General features: G+C 31.1%; 21 protein-coding genes and 1 pseudogene. 2 read left to right on the top strand and 20 right to left on the bottom strand.

Going from position 1 to position 25,827, the window contains the following annotated elements; genetic code table 11:
- Nucleotides 1-67: 67 nt before the first annotated feature.
- From KGF38_RS17040 to KGF38_RS16960, 17 genes are all read right to left on the bottom strand, one after another.
- On the bottom strand, nt 68-418 hold the full coding sequence (locus tag KGF38_RS17040; protein ID WP_074179772.1) for a TIGR03792 family protein: 351 nt from the start codon (nt 416-418) through the stop codon (nt 68-70).
- A 109-nt stretch (nt 419-527) separates the two neighbouring features.
- Entirely contained in the window at nt 528-1,928 is a 1,401-nt protein-coding gene (gene lpdA, locus KGF38_RS17035) for a dihydrolipoyl dehydrogenase (RefSeq protein ID WP_074179773.1), read from the bottom strand.
- A 59-nt stretch (nt 1,929-1,987) separates the two neighbouring features.
- Nucleotides 1,988-2,995 carry a dihydrofolate reductase family protein gene (locus tag KGF38_RS17030; protein ID WP_054271660.1) on the bottom strand — a complete coding sequence of 336 codons (1,008 nt, stop codon included), beginning with the start codon at nt 2,993-2,995 and terminating at the stop codon, nt 1,988-1,990.
- Between the two features lie 26 nt (nt 2,996-3,021).
- Nucleotides 3,022-4,419 carry an amidohydrolase family protein gene (locus KGF38_RS17025; protein WP_074179774.1) on the bottom strand — a complete coding sequence of 466 codons (1,398 nt, stop codon included), beginning with the start codon at nt 4,417-4,419 and terminating at the stop codon, nt 3,022-3,024.
- Between the two features lie 123 nt (nt 4,420-4,542).
- Entirely contained in the window at nt 4,543-5,808 is a 1,266-nt protein-coding gene (locus KGF38_RS17020) for a dihydrolipoamide acetyltransferase family protein (protein ID WP_074179775.1), read from the bottom strand.
- A gap of 17 nt (nt 5,809-5,825) precedes the next feature.
- Entirely contained in the window at nt 5,826-6,803 is a 978-nt protein-coding gene (locus tag KGF38_RS17015) for an alpha-ketoacid dehydrogenase subunit beta (protein WP_054271445.1), read from the bottom strand.
- On the bottom strand, nt 6,803-7,783 hold the full coding sequence (locus KGF38_RS17010) for a thiamine pyrophosphate-dependent dehydrogenase E1 component subunit alpha (protein ID WP_074179776.1): 981 nt from the start codon (nt 7,781-7,783) through the stop codon (nt 6,803-6,805). The genes KGF38_RS17015 and KGF38_RS17010 overlap by 1 nt, the downstream gene beginning before the upstream one ends.
- Nucleotides 7,784-7,818: 35 nt before the next feature.
- Nucleotides 7,819-8,778 carry a methenyltetrahydromethanopterin cyclohydrolase gene (gene mch, locus KGF38_RS17005; protein ID WP_054271447.1) on the bottom strand — a complete coding sequence of 320 codons (960 nt, stop codon included), beginning with the start codon at nt 8,776-8,778 and terminating at the stop codon, nt 7,819-7,821.
- A gap of 25 nt (nt 8,779-8,803) precedes the next feature.
- Entirely contained in the window at nt 8,804-9,538 is a 735-nt protein-coding gene (locus tag KGF38_RS17000) for an SDR family oxidoreductase (protein WP_074179777.1), read from the bottom strand.
- Nucleotides 9,539-9,648: 110 nt separating this feature from the next.
- Complete coding sequence (locus KGF38_RS16995) at nt 9,649-11,901, bottom strand: xanthine dehydrogenase family protein molybdopterin-binding subunit (protein ID WP_074179778.1); 2,253 nt, start codon at nt 11,899-11,901, stop codon at nt 9,649-9,651.
- Nucleotides 11,894-12,373: a (2Fe-2S)-binding protein gene (locus KGF38_RS16990; RefSeq protein WP_054277445.1), complete on the bottom strand. Its 480-nt coding sequence runs from the start codon at nt 12,371-12,373 to the stop codon at nt 11,894-11,896. Before KGF38_RS16990 ends, KGF38_RS16995 begins: the two co-directional genes overlap by 8 nt.
- A 385-nt stretch (nt 12,374-12,758) precedes the next feature.
- Nucleotides 12,759-14,084 (bottom strand): uracil-xanthine permease family protein, encoded by a 1,326-nt coding sequence (locus tag KGF38_RS16985; protein WP_054271451.1) that lies wholly within the window; start codon nt 14,082-14,084, stop codon nt 12,759-12,761.
- 1,016 nt (nt 14,085-15,100) lie between these two features.
- Nucleotides 15,101-16,702 (bottom strand): N-acyl-D-amino-acid deacylase family protein, encoded by a 1,602-nt coding sequence (locus KGF38_RS16980; RefSeq protein WP_074179779.1) that lies wholly within the window; start codon nt 16,700-16,702, stop codon nt 15,101-15,103.
- Nucleotides 16,703-16,807: 105 nt separating this feature from the next.
- On the bottom strand, nt 16,808-17,485 hold the full coding sequence (locus tag KGF38_RS16975; RefSeq protein ID WP_074179780.1) for a hypothetical protein: 678 nt from the start codon (nt 17,483-17,485) through the stop codon (nt 16,808-16,810).
- A 13-nt stretch (nt 17,486-17,498) separates the two neighbouring features.
- The gene (locus KGF38_RS16970; RefSeq protein WP_074179781.1) at nt 17,499-18,194 is read right to left on the bottom strand and encodes a DUF5058 family protein; all 696 of its coding nucleotides are present in this window, start codon (nt 18,192-18,194) and stop codon (nt 17,499-17,501) included.
- Between the two features lie 55 nt (nt 18,195-18,249).
- Nucleotides 18,250-19,449 carry a dipeptidase gene (locus KGF38_RS16965; RefSeq protein WP_054271455.1) on the bottom strand — a complete coding sequence of 400 codons (1,200 nt, stop codon included), beginning with the start codon at nt 19,447-19,449 and terminating at the stop codon, nt 18,250-18,252.
- A gap of 259 nt (nt 19,450-19,708) precedes the next feature.
- Nucleotides 19,709-21,754, bottom strand: a complete 2,046-nt coding sequence (locus tag KGF38_RS16960) for a sigma-54 interaction domain-containing protein (RefSeq protein ID WP_074179782.1) — start codon at nt 21,752-21,754, stop codon at nt 19,709-19,711.
- A gap of 246 nt (nt 21,755-22,000) precedes the next feature.
- Here KGF38_RS16960 and KGF38_RS16955 point away from each other — a divergent pair, with 246 nt between their 5' ends.
- Both KGF38_RS16955 and KGF38_RS16950 read left to right on the top strand, forming a co-directional pair.
- The gene (locus KGF38_RS16955) at nt 22,001-22,474 is read left to right on the top strand and encodes a MarR family transcriptional regulator (protein WP_074179783.1); all 474 of its coding nucleotides are present in this window, start codon (nt 22,001-22,003) and stop codon (nt 22,472-22,474) included.
- A gap of 148 nt (nt 22,475-22,622) precedes the next feature.
- Nucleotides 22,623-23,858 (top strand): MFS transporter, encoded by a 1,236-nt coding sequence (locus tag KGF38_RS16950; RefSeq protein WP_074179784.1) that lies wholly within the window; start codon nt 22,623-22,625, stop codon nt 23,856-23,858.
- Nucleotides 23,859-24,102: 244 nt separating this feature from the next.
- Here the strand turns inward: KGF38_RS16950 and KGF38_RS16945 are convergent, their stop codons facing one another.
- The 3 genes and pseudogenes from KGF38_RS16945 to KGF38_RS16935 form a co-directional block, all read right to left on the bottom strand.
- The gene (locus tag KGF38_RS16945) at nt 24,103-24,912 is read right to left on the bottom strand and encodes an alpha/beta fold hydrolase (RefSeq protein WP_054271459.1); all 810 of its coding nucleotides are present in this window, start codon (nt 24,910-24,912) and stop codon (nt 24,103-24,105) included.
- Between the two features lie 189 nt (nt 24,913-25,101).
- A pseudogene (locus tag KGF38_RS16940) lies at nt 25,102-25,572 on the bottom strand (metallopeptidase TldD-related protein); the annotation flags it as partial.
- A gap of 132 nt (nt 25,573-25,704) precedes the next feature.
- On the bottom strand, nt 25,705-25,827 hold a 123-nt coding region (locus tag KGF38_RS16935; RefSeq protein WP_227832545.1), incomplete at its 5' end, for a transposase.

Here is a 25,827-nt window from a genome sequence, read left to right as displayed (position 1 = left end):
GCTAACTTGAACGATATTTATTTTGACCACAATATTATCTATGTATAGTTTTTAGTGGTACTCAATCTTATTCTTTGTACTCTCCAAGTTTGTACCTTTTATTGATTTCGTGTTCTGCCCTTATAAACTCTAAATTTCCCTCACCCATCAGTTCAGACATTTTTTTCTTTCTAGCATAGAGCCAATTTTTATCAATATTTTTATAATACTTATAATCAGTCCAATATACTATTGATGTTATTTCTTCTGGATTACTTTCACTAATCCATACCTCAGAACCAGCAAATCCCTCTAATAATTCTAAACCCTTAACCCAAATTTCATAATCTAATTGTAAGTATTTTTCTATTAAGTTGATATTTACCCTGAAAGTTAGTTCTTCAACAAACAAAGGCTTTTCAAATACTTTTAATTTCATATTATATACTTCCTTCTTTAATATTTGACTATTTTTTCTATACAACTATTTTCAACTTAATTTACCTATATATAACCACTTCTTATTCTTACATTTATTTATTACAACATCATTTTCTCACAGGTGGCATGTGTATTGATTTATCTAATATTCCCATAGATGCTTCTAAAAAAGCTTCTGATAAAGTTGGATGTCCATGCATAATACTTGCAACTTCTTCAACTGTCAACATAGCTTTCATTACAACCACAGCCTCATGTATTAAATCGCTAGCATTAGGTCCTATAATATGAACGCCATATATTGTAGTTTTATCCTTTGAAGCAATTATCTTAACCATGCCTTCTGAATCATTCATTGTAAGCGCCTTCCCATTTCCAGAAAACTGAAATTTACTGACAACATAATCTAAATTTTTATCCTTAACTTCTTCTTCAGATAATCCAACTGTAGACACCTCTGGAAAAGTAAAAATTGAATTTGGCACTAAATTATAATCTACACTCGTTTTCTCTCCTACCATTCGTTCAACAGCAACTTTCCCCTCTTCAGATGCAACATGTGCAAGCATCACTCCTCCAATCACATCTCCAATTGCATATATTCCTGGTACAGAAGTACAATAATTTTCATCAACTTTTATTCCTTTTTTATCATATCTTATGCCTATACCTTCTAGGTTTAACCCATCTACATCAAGTTCCCTTCCTGTTGATATAAGTATATTGTCACAGGCTATTTTTGTTTTTTCTCCATTCTTACTTATATCTGCAACTAATCCTTCGCCATTCTTATATATTTCTTCTACTTTTGATGAAATTATTATTTTAATTCCTCTTTTATTCAGTAATTTACTTAATCTAGAGGATACCTCTTTATCAACCATAGGAATTATAGTATCCAAAAACTCAACAATAGTCACATCTGAACCAAATTCGTTTAAGATTCCTGCAAACTCAATTCCTATAACTCCACCTCCAACGATTACAATTTTCTTAGGCAAATTATTCATTTCTAGGGCTTCTTTACTTGTTATTACACCTTCTAAATTAGCTCCTTTTATTGGTGGCTTAGAAGATTTTGAACCAGATGCAATTAAAATATTTCTACCTTTAATTATTTTCTTAGACCCATCCTCCAATTTGACTTCTACAGAATCTCTACTTATTAGTTTTGCTTCACCTTTTTCTATTACTACTTTATTAGCCTTTAAAAGTCCTTTTACGCCACTGGTTAAAGTTTTTACTACCTTTTTCTTTCTTGATTGTACTTTTTCTAAGTCTAGTTCATATTTTTCAACTTTTATACCATATTCTTCAGCATGCTTAAAATAATTTAAAACTTGTGCATCCTTAAATAATGTCTTTGTGGGGATACAACCTGTATTTAAGCAAGTACCTCCAAGTTCATTTTTTTCTATAATTACAACATTTAATCCAAGTTGAGTTCCTCTAATTGCCGCAACATATCCTCCTGGTCCACCACCAATTACAATTAAATCAGTGTTCATCTTCACTATTCCTCCTTTTAAATCATAAATATTAATTCACTATGTCCAAAATTTTGTTATCAATATTTATATCCTGTTAAATCTATTTGATTTTTAATATCATAATGAAGTTTTTGACGTGTAAAAATAAAATTATTTCTATGAATTCCTATTGTCAATAATTCTGAATGTGGATGTTCTAAATGGCTATAAGCTATTGTACAACCTGGAGTCATTCTTCCACCTACAAATACCATCGAATAATTTATGAAATATTCATCCAATAACTTATTTTCTATCAAATGTGTGCAATATGAAGGAGATTCTACACACACTTTTTCTATACCTAAATTTTTAAGTACATAAAGCAATACCTCAGAATCTGGCGTACTATCTTTTCCAGTTATAATCACAGGAAAAACATCAAAATCTTTATATAATTCTTCAAATGTACAATCATCAACATCCTCAATTGAACTAAAACTTCCTATACACACATGTTTTAGAGGAGAGTTTTCTTTTATATACTCCCAGCCGTTTGGAGATGTAGCTATAACCATTTTATATTCTTGGCTTTTATCAACATTAAATGTATAGTGATTAAATGGAATATCTGTAGCATCAAAAGAAACTACTACCCCACATGGTTGATATTTTTTATTTAAACAATCTTTTCTTTGTTGTGTCAGACTTTCGTCAAATACATGACATGTTATTCCTGGTTCATTTTGTAAAGTTCTAGCTCCAATAATCACAGCATCTGAACATGCTCTTAATACATTTAAAACCCAAAAATCTGCTAGAGCACCATCTGGGTCTATAAAATTATTTTTCCCAATCAAGGGGCCTGCCTTATTATCTTCATATGCCATCTTTCCATCAGAAGATAAAACCATAGAAGAAAATGTATATGGTCTTTTTTCACTTGCCTGAGGAAAAAATAATTCCGTATAATACTCTATAACATCTGGTATACATACATCTTCTTTAGAATTTGATTTTATTGTACTTAATATCTTTTCATTTCTATTTAATACATCTATTTTTAAATTACCTCTTGGTATACTGAAAAATTCAAGATTATTCATACTCTTACCATCCTCTCTTAATTGTTTTACAATCCATAAATTCTTTTTCCCCACTGTACATTACCTAGACCAATATCAGCTATTAATTTACTTGCTATTTGTTGAGTTTTATATAGTACCTTTTCTTCATCTATAGTAGTTATCTGATTATTCTCCATAACCACTTTTCCATCTATAATAGAAGTTTCTATATTATTTGGAGTAGAGGAATATATTAGTGAACTAATCGGGTCATGAATTGGTATAGAAATTGAACTTTTATATGGGTTATAAATTACAATATCGGCATTTTTTCCTACCTCTATTGAACCTAGTGAATCTAATTTATTTATAGATTTTGCTCCCCCTAAGGTTGCCATTTCAAGTACACTTGATGAAGGTAAGAGTTTTGCATCTCTATGAGTAACCTTTTGTAATAATGTAGTCATCTTCATTACTTCTAGAATATTTTGAGTATCATTACTAGCCGAACCATCGCATGCCAGACTTATAGTTAATCCCTCTTCTATAAACCTTGGAATTGGTGCAACTCCTGCTGCTAGAACCATATTAGATACAGGATTGTGAGATATTTTGACATCATATTTTTTAAATAACTCTATGTCTTCATCTGACATATGTATACAATGAACTGCAATAAAATCAGGGCCTAAAATCCCCATTTTTTCAAGATATGGTACAGTTTTCATACCTCTATCGTCTAAACAATATTTATCATCATCTTCAGTTTCAAGTAAATGCATTGTTATTGGTATATTAAGCTCATCAGCTATCTTTCTTATCTCTTTATAGCCATCTTCAGTGTTGTCCCATATAATTCCAGGTGCCAATGCCATACCAATTCTTGAATGGTTTTTATATTTTTTATTTAATCTTCTGACATCATCAAAGAATTTTTGCTCTGTATCATGATAAGTGCAACCAAATTCCTCAGGAAATTTACTTGTATCTGTAAATCCTCTTCCCAGTATTCCTCTTATTCCTAAGTCTTCAAATGCTCGTATTATGCTATCATCAAGACCTTCTTTTCCATGACAATACATATAATCAAGTATAGTAGTTGTACCTGTCTTAATTGCTTCTATACACCCTGTTAATGCTGCATAATAGCAACATTCATCATCTATCTTATGGATAGCTCTTCTAACTGAACTATCAAGCCAGTCTAGTAATAATTTATCTCTTCCTAATCCCTTTAATAAAGTCTGAAATAGATGAGAATGAGTACTTATGAATCCAGGAAAAACTACTTTACCTTTAGCATCTATAGTTTTTTCTGAAATATATTTTTCTAACAAATTAGCTTTTCCTATATCAATTATCTTGCTCTTTTCAATTATTATACAAGCATCTTTTAATATTTCCCTCTCCGTATTCATTGAAATTAGATAAGCGTTTTTAATTATCAAATCTACTTTTCTCATGCAGTAACCTCCATATAATTTTCTGCCATACTTTAATTTTGACAGATAGTTTGGAGAGAAAAAATCTTTCGAGAAACGCATAACAAACTATCTGTCGATTACTGTGGTGCTTATAATATTATTTTACATCCATCTAAAATCTAAGAGATTTTGAGTAACTTCTTGAAGAAAGCGTGCTCCAGGAGCTCCATCTACCACTCGATGGTCATGGGTCAAGCTCATATTCATTACAGAACCAGCATAAAATGCACCCTCTTTAACAAGAACTTTTTCTATTATACTTCCAATCCCTAAAATTGCACTTTCTGGTGTATTTAATACTGGAGTAAAGTATGTTATTCCAAACATACCTAAATTGGTTATAGTAATAGTTCCATTACTCATCTCATCTTGATTTAATTGATTATTTTTAGCCTTTTCACTTAAATCACTTAGTTCTATACATATTGTTCTTAAGTCTTTCAAGTTTGCATTCTTTATTACAGGTACTACTAATCCGTTTGGAATGTCTACAGCCACACCTACATTAATCTCATCATTTATTTTAAAATGATTTTCATCAAACACTTGTGTTCTAAGTTTAGGATGATTTTCAAGAGCTTGAGCTACAGCTTTTATTATAAGAGCTGTATAACTCAGTTTAATACCTGCATTTTTATATTTTTCTTTTAAACTTTTATATACTTTAGTTAGATTTGTAATTTCTAGTTCAGTAGCAATCGTAGTTTGAGCTGTTGTCAACAAACTTTCGTGCATTTTTTTTGCTATTATATTTTGCATTTGAGTCATTTTAGTTACCACATCATTTTCCCTTATAGTTGTCTTAGCGCTCTTAATTTGAGGAATAGATGTAGCATCTTGCCGTACTCCTTTTTCAACTACTTCACTTTGATTAGTTTCAATTACCTTTTCTTCTAGATTTTTATTCATGAAGTTTTTCAAATCATCAATTGTTATTGCTCCATGTATTCCTGTACCTTCTATGTTTGAATAGTCAATGCCTTTTTCTTCAGCTATTTTTTTAGCTCTTGGAGTTATTCTCTTTTCTATCTCCAAATTTTTTACCTCTATTATCTGCTCTAAGCTTGGAGTATCTTCTTCTTTCTCTATATTTGTTTTAACTGTTGGATTAAGTCCACTAATATCTTCATTTGCATCTGCAATTATACAGATTATTTCTCCACAATTTACAACTTCTCCCTCTTCAAACAGTATCTTTCTTAGTACTCCATCTTCTGTTGCTTCAACTGTATTAGTTATCTTATCAGTTTCAATTTCTAAAAGTTCATCGCCTTTATTTACAATGGTACCTTCTTCAATCAACCATGTACCAATTGTCCCATCTTCCATAGAAAGACCAAACTTTGGCATTTTAACCTCTGTAATCATGACTTATCCCCCCTTGATTAATATTGCATAACTTCTCTACAGGCTTTAATTAGGTTTTCTAGTTTTGGCAAAACAAAATCCTCTAAAACTGGTGCATATGCTACTGGAGCATCAATTGATGTAACTCTTTTTATTGGTGCACTTAGATACTCAAATACATCTTCATTTATCATTGCAGATATTTCAGCTGCCCATCCTCCTACTCTTGGTCCTTCTTGAGCAATAACTAATCTGCTAGTTTTTGCTACTGATTCTACTATAGTTTTTTTGTCATAAGGAAAAACAGTTCTAAGGTCGATTATCTCTACACTAATTCCTTCTTTTTGAAGTTCATTTGCTGCTTTATGTGCTAGACCTAACATCATTTGTGTAGCCACTATTGTAACATCACTGCCAACTCTCTCAATCTCAGCTTCATATAAAGGTATCTCATATGGTTCAACTGGGACTTCACCCTTAACGTTATATAGCATTTTATGTTCCAAAAACAATACTGGATTATCGTTCTTTATAGCTGATAATAACATTCCCTTAGCTTCATAAGGTGTTGTTGGTGAAACCACTACAAGTCCAGGAGTATTCATAAACCATGATTCTGCACAAACTGAGTGATGATATGCACAACGTATACCAGCTCCCTGCACTGCACGAACAGTAATTGGACAATGAGCTTTCCCTTGAAACATAAAGTTAAGTTTTGCTGCATTATTTACAAGTTGGTCAAAACAAACACCTAAAAAATCTGCAAACATTATCTCAGGTACAGGTCTTAATCCACAAAGAGCTGCTCCGTTTGATAATCCTAATATAGCTGACTCTGATAAAGCTGTATCCTTGATTCTATTTGGCCATTTAGCCATTATTCCTTTAGTAATTCCAAAATCTCCACCCATCTTAGCAACATCTTCACCTAATATAAAAACTCTATCATCATTTTCCATGGCTTGATGAAGTGCTTCATTTATTGCCATTCCATACGAAAGTTTTCTTCCCATTATCTTATTTCCACCTCTCTATCAACATATGTGTGTGTAACTGCATCTTTAACATCTGGTGATGGACTCTCCAATGAGAATCTTAGCATTTCTTGAACATCAGCCTCTATTTCTTCTTCAATATCTTTAAGTATATCTTCTGACATACCTTCTCTCTCAATAAGTACTTTTCTAGTTAGTTTTATTGGGTCTCTGTCTTTCCAATACTTAACTTCCTCTTCAGGTCTATATGCTGCTGGGTCTCCTGCAAAATGACCTTGCCAACGATAAGTAAGAAACTCTATTAATGTTGGACCTTCACCTTTTCTTGCTCTATCTGCTGCTTTTTCTACTATCTCAATTACTGCTTCTACATCATTCCCATCCACTCTATAACTTGGAATCTCGTATCCTTCCCCCCATGTTTTTAGTTCTTTTTGAGGATGAGAATCTGTATAGTGTGTAGATATAGCATACTGATTATTAAGCAAACAGTATATTATTGGTAGTTTCCATGTAGCTGACATATTAAGACTTTCATGACAAGTACCTTCTCCTAAAGTACCATCTCCTAAAAATACTGCTGTTACATCGTCAGTTTCTTTATATACAGATGCAAAAGCTGTGCCTAAGCAAGTTACCATAGTAGAACCTTGTATTCCATTGAATCCCATATTTCTACATTCAATATCATTTATATGCATTGAACCACCTCTGCCACCATTTATACCTGTAGCTTTAGCAAATATTTCAGCCATTACAAGTTTTGGGTCGGTTCCACAAAGTGCTATAGTCCCATGCCCTCTATGGTCTGGAAATTTATAATCTGTTTTTCTAAGTGCATCTACTATACCTGCTTGACAAGCCTCCTGACCTATACTTAAATGAACAAATCCTGGTATGGTACCATTTGCAGCATACTCTTCTATTACTTCTTCAAATCTTCGAATCATAACCATATCACGGTATAATTTTTCTAATCTTGTTTTATCTAACACCATTTTGTCTCCCCCTAAATTAATAGAATTTAAATCATTTATTTTAAGAAACTTCTTTCAAGAGCTGAATAATTTATCTCTCCTGATGAAAATGATTTTCCAGTATTTATATTGTGTATCTGTATTTTGCCAATCGAATGTACATCATGGTCTACATAGAAAAAATCTCTTCCTGCTTTTTCAAATACATCCTCAAATAATTCTCCATAATTTGGAGATGACGTTTTCCCCGCCAATTGATGTATAGTTTTTGCAATAGCAGTGTCAGTTGAATCTACCCAAAACTCAGTTTCACTACCATAAATTAATGCATCATTGATTCTTCCCATAGTCTTAATTTCGTCTTTTACTATTGGTGCTATTGGTGCTTTTCCTCTTGCAAGTACAATTTGACCTGCATCAAAGTTTTTTTCAAACATTTTATGGCATACTTGCTCAATGATTCTTGCTGATACTTGCATTGATGCTACAATACACGTACTAGGTGAAATCAATATATATGTGTCTTCTGGTTTTACTTTACAAGCATTTGCAACTTCTAAAATAGTTTTTTCATCAGGATATTTTATATCTTGAATGCACAAGACTGCCTCATGATAATCATCTTTGTATGGAGTCATTTCAAAATACCAATCTGATTTAACTCTTGCTAAAGCCCTTGCTGGACCTGACCCTATAGTCGCAAACTCTCCTTCGCCGAGTTTCCATCCAGCAATCTGTGAACCCATACATGCAATTAAAGGCTTATCTATGAATACTTCAACAGATGAAAAAGAGTATTCTTCATTTAGTTTAAAATCTCCCAATGTTACTATCCCCAAATCACCTATAGAAACTCTAGTAAATAAAACACCTGCTTTCCAACTTCCACTACAATTTAAACCCATATCAATTATGGTTGCTCCACAATCTGTCTTGATGACTTCACACCCTAATGATTCTGCATCTTCCAATATTTCTCTTACTACTACCATCGCCTTTTTATTTAAACTTATCATTTTCATACCTCTCAATATATTTTATTTATGCTTTTTTTCCACAGACATCAATCGCAGCTCCCATTATTGGACTAGCTTCATCAGATGCTAAAAAAGTTACGACCTTTGATACTTCTTCTACTTGCAACATTTCTTCAAGTGGTATTGTAACTGCATCATCAGAGTCAAATCGTTTTCTTGTATATTCTGTATTTGTCATTCCTAGATATATTGCATTTACATTAATTCCATATTCTTTTACTTCTTCAGATAAAGTTTGAGTAAAACTTACCACACCTCCTTTAGAAGCTGAATATGCACCAAACCCTGGGAAAAAGTGCTTTGCTGCTGTAGAACTAATATTTATTATTTTTCCATATCTTTTATCTATCATTGCTTTTAGAACAGCTTTCGTACAATAGAAAGTTCCACTCAAATTTGTCTTTATCTGAGCATCCCATTCTTCAGCAGTAGTATCAATTACTGGACATGATTTATGAGTAGCGACATTATTAATCAAGATATCTACAGTCCCAAACTTTTCTATTAAGTTCTTAAAGCAATTATCTACTTCTTTGGATTTACTTACATCACAAACTGAAACGAATGCTCTACCACCAGATTTGATGATTTTATCTGCAATATTATCCAACTTACTTTTAGTTCTTCCAATCAAAACTACAATTGCCCCTTCTATACCAAAATCTAAAGCAAAACCTGCCCCTAATCCTTGACCCGCTCCTGTTATCACAACAACCTTATCTCTAAATCTTAAATCCACAACCACCACACCCTTTACATTCACATAATTTATATTTACAGCTAGAAAAAAGTGTCTTACTACAATCTCTAAAACATCTTAAATGGTTTCTTATTTTTTATAAGACAAGATTAAATACTTATATTTTCTAATAAAGTATTTTTCTTTAATGGCAAACTATAAAAGTCACACTTTAGTGCATTAGCCACAGCATTTGACACTGCTGGTGCTGAAGGTACTACTGAACATTCTCCTATACTCTTAGCTCCAAACGGACCACCAGGTTCTCCACATTCTATCATGCCTACTTTTATCTTAGGCATTTCACTTGCTTTTATCATATGGTATGAGCGAAATGAATTAGTCTTTATTCTTCCTCTATCATCAAATTCAAGTTCCTCCGTCAAAGCATATCCTATTCCCATCTGAATTGCCCCTTCAATCTGACCTTCTATAGACATTGGATTTAGTGCTTTTCCTACATCATGTACTGCTACATATTCAAGTACCTTTACATCTCCTAATTTTGTATCAACTTCAACTTTAGCAAAATGTGCACCATATGAACTTGCACCAGTGTCTGAAGAAAATATCTCAACTCCAATAATTTCCCTTAAATTTACTTTTTGTGCATGTATCATAACATCACACAATGTAGCATTTTTATCAGTATTTTTAATAGAATAAACTCTGTCATTTTTTAATTCTATCCATTCTTCATCCTCTTCTAGAAGTTGTGATGCTTCTTTTAATAGTTGTTTTTTTACTGAGTTAGCAACTTTTAAAGCTGCATTTCCAGATACGAATACTCCTCTACTTGCATAGTCACCTAGATTCCATGGTGATGCTTCTGTATCTGCTTGTATACACTCTATTTTTTCTTGGCTTATTCCAAGTATTTCAGATATAATCTGCACTTGAACACTTACAGATGCATTTCCCATATCATGAGTACCTGTATATAATACAGCTGAACCATCTTCATTCATCTTAAGCATCAAAGCTGTCATGTCTCTATGTGCTCCAAAGCATCCATTTCCATGTGAACCAACTGCCATACCTATGCCGATTAAGAATCTCCCGCTTGAACTATTTTGCTGTTTAATTTGTTTTTTCCATTCAAACATTTCCATTCCTTTCTTTATACAGTCTATTGGTCTTGGATTTCCATGAGGACTTTTAAATCTCTGGTCTATTCCATCAGGCTCAACTAAGTTCTTAAGTTGTAAATCTAAAATATCCATGTTGAGTTTCTTCGCAATCTTATTTAGTTGTGATTGTTGAGCAAAGAAAGCTTGTGGAGAACCATATCCTCTCATAGCTCCTGCAATTGGAGTATTCGTATACACTGGTATCCCAGTATATCTCATATTTTCAATCTTATATGATTTAAATACTTTATGACTCATAGCTCCTATTACATTTAGAGCACTTGATGTGTATGCTCCTGTATTTGTAATAACTTTCATATCTTGCGCTATAATTTGCCCATCTTTCATAGCACCTGTTTTTAGATATACAACTGCACCATGTCTAGTTCTTGTTGAAGCCATAGTTTCTCTCCTATTAAGCTCTAGTTTTACTGGTCTGCCTGATAACTTTGCCAGTAAAGCTACTATTGGCTCAATAGTAATTTCCAATTTTCCTCCAAAAGCGCCACCAATAGCTGGGCTTACCAATCTTACTTTATTCATTGGCAATTCAAATATTTTAGATAATATTACTCTAAAAGCAAAAGTATTTTGATTGGGACTATAGACTGTAAGTTTTCCACTATAATCATAGTCTGCAATAGCAACATGAGTTTCTATAGCTCCATGATGTATAGCTGGAAGTTTATATTTATCTTCAAAGATGTAATCAGCTTTTTTCATAGCTTCTTCTACATTTCCACATTCCTGCACATTTTCTGTAAGTTTATTACCATCTTTATGTATTGGATATGCATTTTCTTTTATTGCTTCTTCTGGGTCGAATACTGAAGGCAATTCTTCATACTCAACTTCAATAAGTTTCAGTGCTTTTTCAGCTGTTTTTAAATCTTCGGCTGCAACAGCTGCGACCTTATCCCCCACAAAACGAACAATATCATCAAAAATGTATTCAACTTCAGGCAATTCATGTTCATAAAACCTCATTGCGCTGTTAAAAGCTATTCTTGGTGAATTTTTATATGTAGCTATAGCTTTTACTCCTTCTAATTTTTCTGCTTTTGATGTATCTATTCTCTTAATTTTTGCATGTGCCACAGGGCTAAATAATACCTTAGCATATAGCATATTGGGGATTTTCATATCTGCAGTGTATTTAAGTTGACCAGTAGCTTTAAGCACAGCATCCCTTATTGGAACTCTTTCACCTATAACATTCAGTTCACTACTCAAATGCTACACCTCCCATTCTTTTTGCTGATAAAAGTATAGCCTCGACAATTTTTACATATCCTGTACATCTACAAAGATTATTATCTATGGACTTTCTAACATCCATTTCAGAAGGATTTGGATTTTTATCCAACAAAGCTTTTGCTGACATTATCATACCTGGAGTACAATATCCACATTGTACAGCTCCACAATCAATAAAGGCTTGTTGGATTGGATGTATATTGATTCCATCTGATAACCCTTCAATTGTCATGATTTTTTTACCCACTGCGTTTTTTGCTAAAATCAGACATGAATTCACTGCTTCTCCATTTAAAATTATTTTACAAGCTCCACAATCACCTGTACTACATCCACATTTACTTCCAGTTAGATTTAATTTTTCTCTTAAGACATAAAGTAAAGTCCACTTATTTTCTATGGCTACCTCTTTCACTGTGCCATTTATATCAAGTTCAATAACCTCCATAACCTTCACCTTCCACCTACAGAATTTAATTATGTATATCTCTATGAAATTTTAAATTTAATTACTTTGTCTGTATTATTTAAGCTCTTTTTTCAACTCTTTTTTACACAAAATCCTCTAATTACTGATAAAAAAAGAGGAGCAAGGCGCTCCTCTTGGATATCCTTTCAGATTATACTTTTATTAAAATGAGTATCATATCTTTTGATTATTCAAGTTTTTAAGGTTTTTGGGTAAAAAAAATAGAAGCAAGGCGCTCCTTCTTGGATATCCTTTCAGATTGTATTTATAAGCTATTGGGTTTCCTTCAAAGTTCAATCCTATTTTTGGTAAAAAAAATAGAAGCAAGGCGCTCCTTCTTGGATATCCTTTAGAATTACGTTCTCTAAGCTTTACAACTTACTTCACTCTCAACTACATCTTCCTTTTCCTTAGGTAATATGATATTTAGTATTAAAGATAATAAAGCTGTTCCAGATATACCAGTCATTAAAGTGACTACTATACTTGGTAAAAATGCTAATGCAGCTTGATTAAAATAACCACCCATACCAATACCTAATGAAACTGCTAAAATTGTTATGTTACGATTTGTCATTTTACCCATACCAATAACTTTAATACCTGATGATGCAATTGTTCCAAACATCATAACTAATGTTCCTCCAATAACTGGATTTGGCGTTAAAGCTAATATTTGTGCAAACTTTGGAAAAAATGCTAAAATCCCTATTATTACTCCTCCAAGTGCTACTATATACCTACTTGCAACACCTGTCATACAGATTATGCCTATGTTTGGGCTACCTGATATAACTGGAAGCCCGTTGAACAAAGCTGCAAAGCAACTTCCAACTCCATCTGCTCTTACTGCTCTCATCAATTCTTTTTGTGTAGGTAATCGATTTTCAACAGAGCTGACAACACCTGTAGTGTCTCCTATTATCTCCATAACTGTCACAATATGAATCGTACATATGGTTACAATAGCCCCTAAGTTAAACTCCAGTCCCCAAAATACAGGTCTTGGCATCGCAAACCAATTTGCTTGTGCCATACTAGAAAAGTCAACCATACCAAATATCACTGCTACTATATACCCTATCACTATTGAAATTATTATGGATGCCACTTTCAGAAAACCTTTTCCAAATTGATTTAAAATTAGTGTCAATAACAGTGTAAATATAGCCAAAGAAAAATTAGCAACTACATCAGGGCTATGAACATCAAATGATACTGCATAGTCAAATGAAGAACTCATAAGTGATAACCCAACTGCTAAAACAACACTTCCTGTAACTGTAGGTGTAAAATATTTATGCAAATATTTTACTGCATATGGTCCTACTAAAGTTAAGACTAAACTTCCTACAAGTACTGCCCCAAAAGCTCCAGCAATACCGACATCATTATTCGTACTTAAGGCAATTAATGGTGCTACAAAGGTGAAACTACCACCAGTAACAATTGGTAACCGTGACCCTATTGGCCCAATCCCCATAGATTGCAGTATGGTGCTCACTCCTGCAATCAACATCGAACATTGAATCAAAAATGCAGTCTCACTTAGTGAGAGACCCATGCCAACAGCTACTAAAATAGCACCAGACATAGTACCCGCAAAAGCAGAAAAAACATGTTGCATACTAAGCGGTATTGCTGTTAGAAGCTTTGGCTTGTCGTTAAATCCATACTTGTAATTTTCCATATCTTACCCCTTATCGCTCCCGCCATTGCCGCCAAATGTATGGAGCTATGTAATAAATTATTAGTAACCTTAAAAGTTAGAGCCTAATAAATATTGCACAGTTAAATTATGAAGTTTTAGTTATACATTTTGAAATTAGAAAAGCTCTAATTTAAGGAGTGGCGGAGGATTACTTACTAAAAAAATAAAACGTTTGCCTCAGCATTATTTTTATTTTCTGTAAACTAGGTAATTAATCCGATTTTTAATTGTATTATACAGTCACGATTTTAGACTGTCAAGATTATTCTGACAATTTATTTTTGTCTTTATGAGAATTTCTTAAAATAAAAATAATACTTATTTTGTAGAATAAAGTCAGTATTAAAATTCTTTAATTCTTAAATTATAGTTATTTTTTTATCATTTCCAATCAACTTTATAAGATATATATAAACAATTCCAACTCAATCTAATGCAACTTTACATGTTATATTCCTACAATAAACATAATATATAATACTCACCAATCCTCCTTCTTAACCAGTTAGAATTATTCTCCATCAAACAACTGTCATACTATAATAAATACTACATTTTACATATACTAATGACTAATAAATATATCTCTAAAATTCTAACTATATGTTATATTATTTTAATATATACAACATAATTTCAATTGTTTCTATGACTTTTAAGTCGTAAAATATATAATTATTCCTTTAATGTAGTTTTTATATAGCCGTTATAATTTTATCATTTTTTGTTTATAAAACATTTTTTCCAAAGCGATATAATTATTTATTTATCTAATTTTTCTACATAATTTAACGATTAAAAATATTAATTTTTCATTGTATAATGAAAATATTTTTTGTATATTTTTTATATTCATCTTCACTATTATTAAAATAAATTAAATTTTATTACTAAAAGTAAAAACGAAATATGATTTTTATTTAAATAAATTTCACACTTCGTCTTTACTTATTGGATACTTATTTTATTTATAAATTCCTATTATTTTCAAGAATTTATTTTTTTAATACTTCACCACATTGAATATCAGTGACCTTCCCCTCCTCCAATGAGATTTTACCATTTACAATTACATATTCAACACCTTTAGCTAATAATTGTGGTTTTGAGAAATCGACTTCTTCTGACCTAGGATAACTATAGTTTTCTATATCAATAACAACTATATCAGCTATTTTTCCTTCTTCAAGGATACCTCTATCTTTTATTTTAAATTGTCTAGCTGGTAATGAAGTAACTCTTCTTACAATTTCTTCTAGTCTTACACCTGATTTTCTATACATATTGAAGAAAATTGGAAATGCTCCTCTTCTTTGTAGTTCAAACCATGACATACCTCCACCTACACTAAACAAACAATCTGAGCCAACCATAACAAATGGATTGTCAATTATTTTATTATCATGTAATTTATCTGGGAAATCAGCTCTATACATCCCACCTAAACAAAAGATAAGCTCTTCATCTCCATATAAAAGTAAATCAAGTAATAATGTATCTTCATCCACACATTTTTGAATGGCTATTTCACGTATTGATTTTTTTTCCATATCAGTATCTTTAGTGTTTAGAAGTATTATACTTCCTCTATCTCCAAGTATAAATGCCTCTTTTAATATAAGTGCCCTTCCTTCTTCATTTTTAAGAGCATCCATTACTCCATCCATACCTAGCTCAAATAAGCTAGATGATATTGCCATAATAAATTGAATCACTCTTTTCTTCTTCATACAATGACCAGAACTTCTTGGTACTGTATCAACCATTATATCAACGCCATTGTATCTAGCTCTTAATATCTCATTAAAGGCTTCTATTTCAACGGGGCTTAAGTGAGATACTTGTACTCTAGCCCCACTTTTTTGACCAACCTCTATAGTTTCTTTTACTGCATTATATCTTCCTATATAATCTCTAATATGAGATGTATATATACCATCATGCTCTTTAATTAACTTTGCGATATCAACCAGTTCATTGATATCAGCATACTTACTTGGAATATATGCCAATCCAGTAGATATTCCAAAAGCCCCACTTTTCATACCATCATTTATTATATTTGTAATTTCTTTTTTTTCTTCTTCTGTAGGTGGTCTATCTTTAGAACCTCCCATAACACTCCATCTTATAGTTCCATGACCCAATAAAAATCCCATATTAATAGAAATGCCACTTTTAGATATAAGGTCACAATATTCTGTAAAATTATTCCAATATTTATTTTTATCTATAAGATATTTTTTCTCTTCTTCAAGTAATAAGCCGTTTTTATACATATACTCATATACATTTTCAGAAGAATATGGTGTTATAGAATGCCCACAATTACCATTTATAGTTGTTGTAACTCCTTGTTTTAGGAATTTTTCAAATTTGCCATCTAGTATTGCTACTATCTCTTCATGAACATGAGGGTCAATAAATCCAGGAGTTATAACTTTTCCATGACAATTAATTATTTTGTTTGTTTCTTCATTTATCTCAGAATCTATTTTAACTATTAAATTGTCTTTAATTGCTATATCTCCATAAAAACCAACATCTCCAGTACCATCTACTATAAATCCATTTTTTAAGATTAAATCGTATATCAAGATATTCCCTCCCTAAAACTGTACTTTTAAGTAATTTTTTCTGTAACTTTTTGTACATTAAAACTGAATTATAATATTTAAGAATTTATTATCATTTAAATGTTATTAATCACTAAGTTTATCTTTATACATAGCTCTTGCAATTAATATAGTCCCAAATACACATATAAGAACTACTAAAGATTGTGGTATTATACCTTGCTTTGATAGTGTAATCGTTAATACAGATATTACAATTGCTACTATACCTAATTTTTTATCTTGTAAAAATACTTGTCCAAATACTGACCCAAATAAAGCTGGTAATATTAAATTTAGTTTTTCTACTACTTCAGCTGGAATCTTAGATAATACACTTCCTCCTAGAATTACTCCTATAGTTAATATACTTATATTCACTAAGATAGATATAGCTATACCTATTGTAGATATTATTGAACCTTCTTCTGTTCCTGATTCAACTTCTGCTGCCTTTTGAGCTGCTATTGAACATGGTAGTCTCATATTAGATATATTTCCAGAAAGAAAACTCATATAAGTTCCTGGTATACCTAAAATTGGCGAATAAGAAACTGGCTCTATTATGTAGTTTGGAGCACTCATGCTAACAATTGCCATTGTACTTGCCAATAATGCTGATATTGGAGGCATAATACCAAATCCAAAACTCAAAATTATTCCAGGAACCAAAGCTGCTATAATACCTAAAGATAATGTCAATCTTCCATACCTTATCATAAAAGGTAAGTACTCTTCATTGTATATAGATTTTACTTTACTCATAAAACTTCCCCCTTTATATTACTGAAGCTATTATCATTCCACTGAACATTGATATTGTAAGCCCCCACTCTCTTAACCATTTTATATTTTTCTTTTTTTCAATTATACATAATATTATCATTATAGCCATCCCACTTATACATGCAATTGTTCCATTATCAAAACGTAACACCCTATCAGCATTTAAATATGCAAATGAACCTAGCATCGCTCCTAAAGATATTATTGGTATAAATGATTTCTTTCCACTAGATATAACATTAGTTATCTTATCCAATTTATGCCCAAACAGTAACGTGAATATTATCCATCCTAAAGAACCAAGTATCATAGTCCAAACTGCATTTGTAAATGCCAATTCTGTCATTTCAGGAGAACCCAAAGTTATACCTAGCGCATCTGTTCCAAACCCTGCTGACATAGATTCAAAAATTACAGAACCTATAAACGATAATCTCATCCATGCTATAGGTCCACCCATTGTAACTATAAGCGATACCATTCCAGCAAATATAGTCATTGAAGGTCCTATAGCTGAAATAGCACTACTTTTAACAGCTGATTTTATTTGTTTATCTGTTATTCCCATTGTTTTACCAACTTTACAAGACTTTATAGCAAATATAAGGGATTGTACCACTACTATTGATACTGCTACTGTACTTGCTATCCACAAGAGTGGATGATTAGCTAATTTTAAATAATCCATTTATAAAACCTCCCTATAAATCCTCAACTTTTATTAATACTTCTACTCTGTTTACTTATTTCCACACCTGCTTTAACACTCTAAGTATATTTCCTCCTAGTACCTTTTCTATTTCCTCATCACTGTACCCATTTTTTACTAAATATCTAACAATATTTTTTGAAGTCTCAGTTGGATTCTCAAGCCCTTTTACATATTCTACTTTAGGATGTTCTTTTGTACCTGTTATCTTTTTTATATCAAATTTAGCAGCTAATACTGAGTGTAATTTTACATGGTCACCATATACTGTATCTGGACCAAATGCTACATGGTCTATTCCTACTAAGTTTTTGATATACTCAAAATGCTCCATAAATGAATCTATTGAATGTTCTTTATTTTTCTCAGTTATCGTAGTATGAGGTGCTGCTTCTACACCTATAACTCCTCCTTTTTTAGCACATGCTATTAACACTTCGTCTGGAGTCAATCTTTTCGTATCCCATAAGCCTCTTGCTCCAACATGACTTAATATTATTGGGTCTTTACTATACTCTATAACATCAAGTGTTGTTTGTACTCCAACATGAGAACAATCTATTGCCATACCAATCTTATTCATTCTTTCAATAGCTTTTCTACCAAAATTTGTAAGACCTCCATCTTTCTCTTCTTTTAATCCAGAGCCTAATGCATTGGATTCACTGTATGTGATACCCATTAACCTTATACCAAATCCATATAATATATCTATTCTATCAAGTTCATTCTCTATTGGTGCTGCTCCTTCTAGTGTTGGTATCAATGCCACTTTACCTTCACTTTTAGCTCTATATATGTCTTCCACTTTTTCACACTTTATAACAAAATCTTGGTGTGCTAAATCACATAACCTCATACCTAAATCAATTAGTATATCATCCCATTTCCATCCAGCATTTGATGTTATTGTGCACACACCATCCATTAAATTATCAAATATAGCATCATAATATCCTCTTGACAATGCTTCATAGGCACATCTTTGTTTTCCTTCTCTGTTGTATTCAAATATATCTCTTTCTAAATGTTCTGGGAATAAAACTGGATGTTCATGTAGAGATATAAATACTTTTTCATCTACTATACTTTTAACTTTAGCTTCTTGAACATCATCTAACTCGATAAGATACTCTTCTACTCTCTTATCTCCTTTACACATCTCAATAGATGAGATATCTTTTCCCTTTTCTAAATAACTATAAGCTTCGTATCCTTTATAAGCTGACTTCATAACAACATCCTCCAAATTTTACAATTTTTTTATATTTTCACTATATAGCAATTGATATGCCAAAATATAAGTTTTAATTGCACATTAAATTTTTCAAAAAATAAAAACGGTAGTAAAATGACGATTTACTACTGTTTATTCGAAATAATATTTTTTATTTTTAATTCAATATTTTTTAAATTATCTCAATATTTGAAATAATTTTATTTATCTAAGATTATCTTAGGGGATTTTTAGGGGATTTTTCATTTTTAATCCCCTATATTTCCCCCTTAAATTTTACATATGATATAAAGTTCTTTCCTTCATCAGTTATAAAGCTCCCTTGTTTTTTTACTCCAGATGATAGTAATCCATGATTTTTTAACTTATCTATTCTTTTTCTAATTTGGTCTACACTTAATGTTATACTTCTTTCTTTTAAAATTTCTTGTAATTTATTTCTTCCTAAGGATATATTTTTATTATTCCAATTTTCTATACTCATCAATATACAAATACTCTCACTAAAGAAATTTGATTGTTTAAAATCTAGTATAATTGAATCAAAATTTTCATTAACTAGAGTATTGTTATTTTCAAATTTAAATTGTTCTGGCAAATGCTCATAGTCTACCCTATCTTCCTCCACTATGGTGTCTATATAATAAATCAAATTTTTAAGTTCTCTTACATTACCTGGCCACTCATACAGTTTTAATACCTGCATCGACTTTTCTGTAAAACACTTATTACTATTTATTTCATTCAAGAAATACTTACTTATAAGAGATATATCTTCCTTACGTTCTCTAAGCCTAGGTATTTCTATATGCAATACATTAATCCTATAATACAAATCTTCTCTAAAAGAACCTTCTTTGATTTTTTTCTTTAAATCCTTATTTGTTGCAGCTATAATTCTAACATCCACAGGTATAATTTTACTTCCTCCCATTCTCATGACTTCTTTTTCTTGTAAGACTCTTAACAATCTTTGTTGTACATCTAGAGAGATGTCACCTATCTCATCCAAAAAAATTGTTCCTGTATGTGCTCTTTCAAATATCCCTATTTTCCCACCTTTTATAGCTCCTGTAAAACTTCCCTCTTCATAACCAAAAAGTTCGCTTTCAATAAGTGTATCTGATAAAGAAGATAGATTTACTGCAACAAAGGGCTTATCTTTTCTTAGAGATTCATTGTGTATTGCTTGAGCAAATATTTCCTTTCCTGTTCCATTTTCACCAAGTATCAACACAGAAAAATCTGTAGATGCTATTTTTCTTGCAATATTAATCTTTTCTTTTATTATTTTACTTTCGCCTACAACATTATCAAATGTGTACTTTGATACAAAGCCTTTTGTCTGAAATTTATTTTGAATCTTATCCTCAAGTATCTGAATTGCACTTATATCTTTAATACTTATAATACTTTTTATACGTTCATTATTTTCATACACATTTACTTTATTAATTATGAGTTTTTTGTTATTTAGACTCACTACTTCATCACTAACTTCATCCTCTTGAAAAAATATTTTTTTAATAATTTTATCACTAAATAAATCCATAAAATTATTAGATATAATCTCATTTTGGTCTATCCCAACTAGATTAGAAAATACTTTATTGCAATATATAAACTTTCCTAGCTTATCAATAGAAGCAATACCTTCATCAATAATCTCCAAAAAACTCTTCATAGTTTTATTCATAGTTGTATAATACCTATATCCACTTACTGTATCTTCATTATATTTTTCTTTAATAATATGTAACTTATCTATAGATATGTTCAGCTTTGTAAAGATTTCTATGACTGTATTTATATCGATTATTTTATCCCCTATATCAATTATTTGCTTCACATTTTGTGGTACATTATTTCTACTTCCTGTAATAATCCCAATTTCACATTTAGACTTATTGCATCCTGGATAATATGGTATTAGATTAATATGAATTAGGCCTAGTTTTCTAATTATCTTGGTTGTTTCATCTGCTGACTCTTTATAATCATCTATGACCATAACTTCAGAATCATTTTCTATACTTATTATCTGGTTTATATTTTCAATGTTTATTGTACGATGTATTATTACAATAGGTATATTTTTATCGATATTATTGTGTATATGTTCTTTTATCTCATTATCTGAACATACTATAAGCTCATACTTTAATACTTCAATATCAATTCTATCTATATAGACCAAGTTATCTATATTACAAAATTCTCCAAATATATTTTCTAACTGTTTTGATGTATCTATATTTATTTTGTCATCTGTTGATATAAATAAAATATTATGTTTTTTCATACCATCACCTCCTGTTTAGTGAATATAGAAACTAATAATTTGGTCTATTGTAGCACTTTTTAAAAAAGTTTTAAATCTTAAAAATCATATTTTATATCATTTGGTATTATTTTCTACAAAAAGCCTGTGTATGCTGTCTTTTTTATATATCATTTAATTTCTAGTATGATTATTTTGACGTTGTTGAAATAATAACAAAAATTTAATATAATATTGTTAATGCATCAACGAATTGGAGGACGGTTCATGAATAAAGAAGAACAAGTCATAACAGGCTTTAGGAACTTATTTAACAAACTGGCTTGGCTTAATAAGTCTAAGATGGAAGAAGCTCTTAAGGATTATAAACCTTCTGAGGTACATTGTATAGAATACATTGCAAAAAATACAGATTCCAACGTAACAAAACTTGCAGAATCTTTTTATATGACTAGAGGAGCTATGAGTAAAGTAACTAAAAAACTCATGAAAAAAGGCTATATTGAAAGTTATCAAAAACAGGATAATAAAAAAGAAATCTATTTTAGGCTTACGAAGCAAGGAAAAGCAATTAATAAGGTTCATGAGGAACTTCATAGAGAATTTCAAGAAAGAGATAAAACTGTATTTGAAAATGTAACAGAAGAACAACTTAACAGTATGATTAACCTTGTAGAAAAATATAATAAGCATTTGGACGCAGAGATTAAAAAACTTGATATAGATATTAAATCAGAATAAATTCAAATGAATAAAATTACAGGCAACCAGACTCTAATGAGAACAGGTTGCTTTTTTATTTTCATTTTTTGTTGACAAAGAAACAAAACGATGATACGATAAATATGTTTCCAAGGAATCAAAATAAACTTTTGAAAGGAGAATTTAAATGTTCAAATTTAAATCAAACAATAAACAAAACACAGAACAAACTCTAAATAAAAAGGCTTTAACATTTGGTCTTATGTCTGTGTTTCTTTGTGGAATAGGCTTCAGTATTATAAATCCTGTTGTGCCATTCTTAGTACAGCCTTATATAACTAATCCCCAAAATCAAGCTATAGTCGTTACTCTACTTACATCCATTTATGCATTCTGTGTATTTTTTGCTGCTCCTGGGCTTGGAGCTTTGAGTGACAGATATGGTCGACGCCCTTTACTCTTAATATGCTTCTTAGGCTCTGCAATTGGATACTTAGTCTTTGGTATAGGAGGAGCTCTATGGATACTATTTGTTGGACGTATAATAGAAGGTCTAACAGGAGGTAGTATAAGTACTATTTTCGCATATTTTGCAGATATCACTCCTATAGAACAACGAACAAAATACTTTGGATGGGTTAGTGCAGTTGCAGGTGCAGGTGCTGCTATAGGGCCCACTATTGGTGGATTACTTGCAAGATTTGGTTATTCTGTACCTATGTATTTTGGTGCTACAATTACTTTATTAAATTTTATCTATGGATTCTTTTATATGCCTGAGAGCCTTGACAAAACTAATAGACTTAAGAAGATTACATTGGTGAGATTGAACCCATTCACGCAACTCACGAATGTACTTTCAATAAAGACATTAAAAAGGTTGCTTATATCAGGATTTTTACTTTGGATACCCAATGGCTCTTTGCAGGCTATCTTCTCTCAATTTACATTAGATACTTTTAGTTGGGGACCTACACTAATTGGACTTATGTTTTCAATTATGGGTATACAAGATATAATCTCACAAGGCTTTATAATGCCAAAACTTTTGTTAAAATTTAGTGATGTACAAATAGTAATTCTAGGAATGGTTTCAGAGATTACAGGTTACTGTTTTATAGCCACATCAGCTTTATTCTCATTCTATCCTCTTTTTATTATTGGAATGTTTATATTTGGCTTTGGTGATTCAATCTTTGGACCTTCATTTAACGGCATGGTATCCAAATCTGTAGATTCTAGTGAACAAGGAAGAATTCAAGGAGGTAGCCAGTCAATTCAATCTTTAGCAAGAATAATTGGACCTATTATTGGAGGTCAAATCTATGTATTATTTGGTCATGCTTCTCCTGCTTTTATGGGTATAATACTTATATCAGTAGCTATATCAGTCCTATACAAGGGTATACAAATAAATGAGTGAGCACATACTTTATTCAGATAAATATCTATTTTTATTTTCGATTATATATTTATTAATATTATTTATAAAGAAATTTTTTCTAAATAATATACATAACACTTAACTTTAGGAACATATAATAATAGGGTCTCAGAACTAGTGATAGTTCTAAAACCCCATTTGTCTATAGTATATGAAGTGACATAAGACTTCATCTATACCACTTTATATAATATTACTTTATTTTAAATATTCTAAAATATTTCTATCCCTCTAAAAACTGTAAAAATTCCTGATTAAATAGTTTGAGTTCATCATAGAATATAGCATGGCCACTATACTCAAAAGTATATAAAGTTGAATTCTCTATTTTTTCATTCATAAAAACTGCAAACTCATATGGGCATACCTGGTCTAGTTTTCCATGAAAGATACCTGTTGGCACTCTTACACATTTTAAATCGTTAAATAATTCTTCATCTCTTAAAGATACTGCTGTTGCAATTGTACCAATGCCTGATGCTCTAAAACCAATATCGTCAAACCACCTTCTAAAGCTTTCAGGTGGATTTGATGCAAATACTTTTTCTCCAAAATGGCTTACCATTGCTGGTCTATCAGTACATGCCTGAGCTATCAGTTTATTAACATCTTCACGTGTCATGCCATATGGAAACTCTGGAGGTCTTTGTACAAATGATGGTGCAGCAGCAGCAAACAATGCCAACTTTGATACCCCATATCCATGAAACAGGCTCATATATCTAAGTACAATTGCTCCTCCCATTGAAAAACCAACAAGAGTAAAATCTTTTAATCCAATAGCATGTACTACCTTATAAATATCATCTGCTAATTGGCTATAAGTATATCCTCCTGATGTTGCACTAGATTTACCAAAACCCCTTAAATCAATTGAAACTGTTCTATATCCGAGTTTTGGCAGTATGTTAGTTTGATATTCAAATATCTTATGTCCTAATGGCCAACCATGTATAAAAAGTACTGTTTTTTTAGCACTCGGATTTAAATCATAAACTGCTATATTTATATCATTTACATATACATAATACATATCAATAGCAACTCCCTTCAAGAAAATGTATGATAGTAATTTTATATATATGAATAAAATGATGAATAACTAAACTTTTGAGTTTATCTACAATACTTTTCTATTGCTTTTTTAAATAGACCTACATGAACCTTTTCATCTAAAATTATTCTATTTAATATGGCTTTTTACTTATACAATTATTTTTAATTATTCATCCTTACCTGCTACTGATAGTTCTTTAATAACAACTGAAGGTGAACCTATACTACTCATTGGAAATTCCAAATCATCCCCTATAACTTCAATATCTTTCAACAAGTCAAAATAGTTTCCTGCTACTGTAATTTGCTCTACTGGAAATACTTTTTTACCTTCTTTAATATAAAAACCTTTAGCTGCTAAAGAAAAATCTCCTGTTACTGAATTTGCACCTGAATGAAGACCTGCAAAACTAGTAACCATCAAACCTTCACCTATATAATTCATAATTTCATCTAGAGATTTATCCCCTTTCTCTATATAGAAATTAGTTGGATGTATACCTATAGGTGATGAATATGAAGATTTTATTCCATTTCCTGTAGTCTTTACACTTGCCTTATTAGCCGTCTTTAAATTATGAAGTAAAGTTATAAGCTTTCCATTTGAAATGACTTCTTTTTTAAATGTAGCTACGCCCTCATCCTGAACCTCCCATGACTAAAGTCACAGGGTTCCTGTTTCATAGAATTTCGCATACTAAAATATGTCTTACCAATTCTCCACAGGCTATCCCCGTAGTTCCTACGGTTCTTACATAAGTTATCTATTTTAAACTGTTATTAGTCTTAATCCTTCTTTTAGTATATTTATACTTGCATTTATATCTCTATCGTGAGTTACATTACAACAAGGACAAATCCATTCTCTTATACTTAAATTCTTAACTTCCTC

The sequence above is a fragment of the Clostridioides sp. ZZV14-6387 genome, from assembly GCF_020657835.1.
GTDB lineage: Bacteria > Bacillota > Clostridia > Peptostreptococcales > Peptostreptococcaceae > Clostridioides > Clostridioides difficile_A.
Note: the sequence above shows the minus strand (reverse complement) of the source record. Positions and strands in the feature narration are given on the sequence as shown.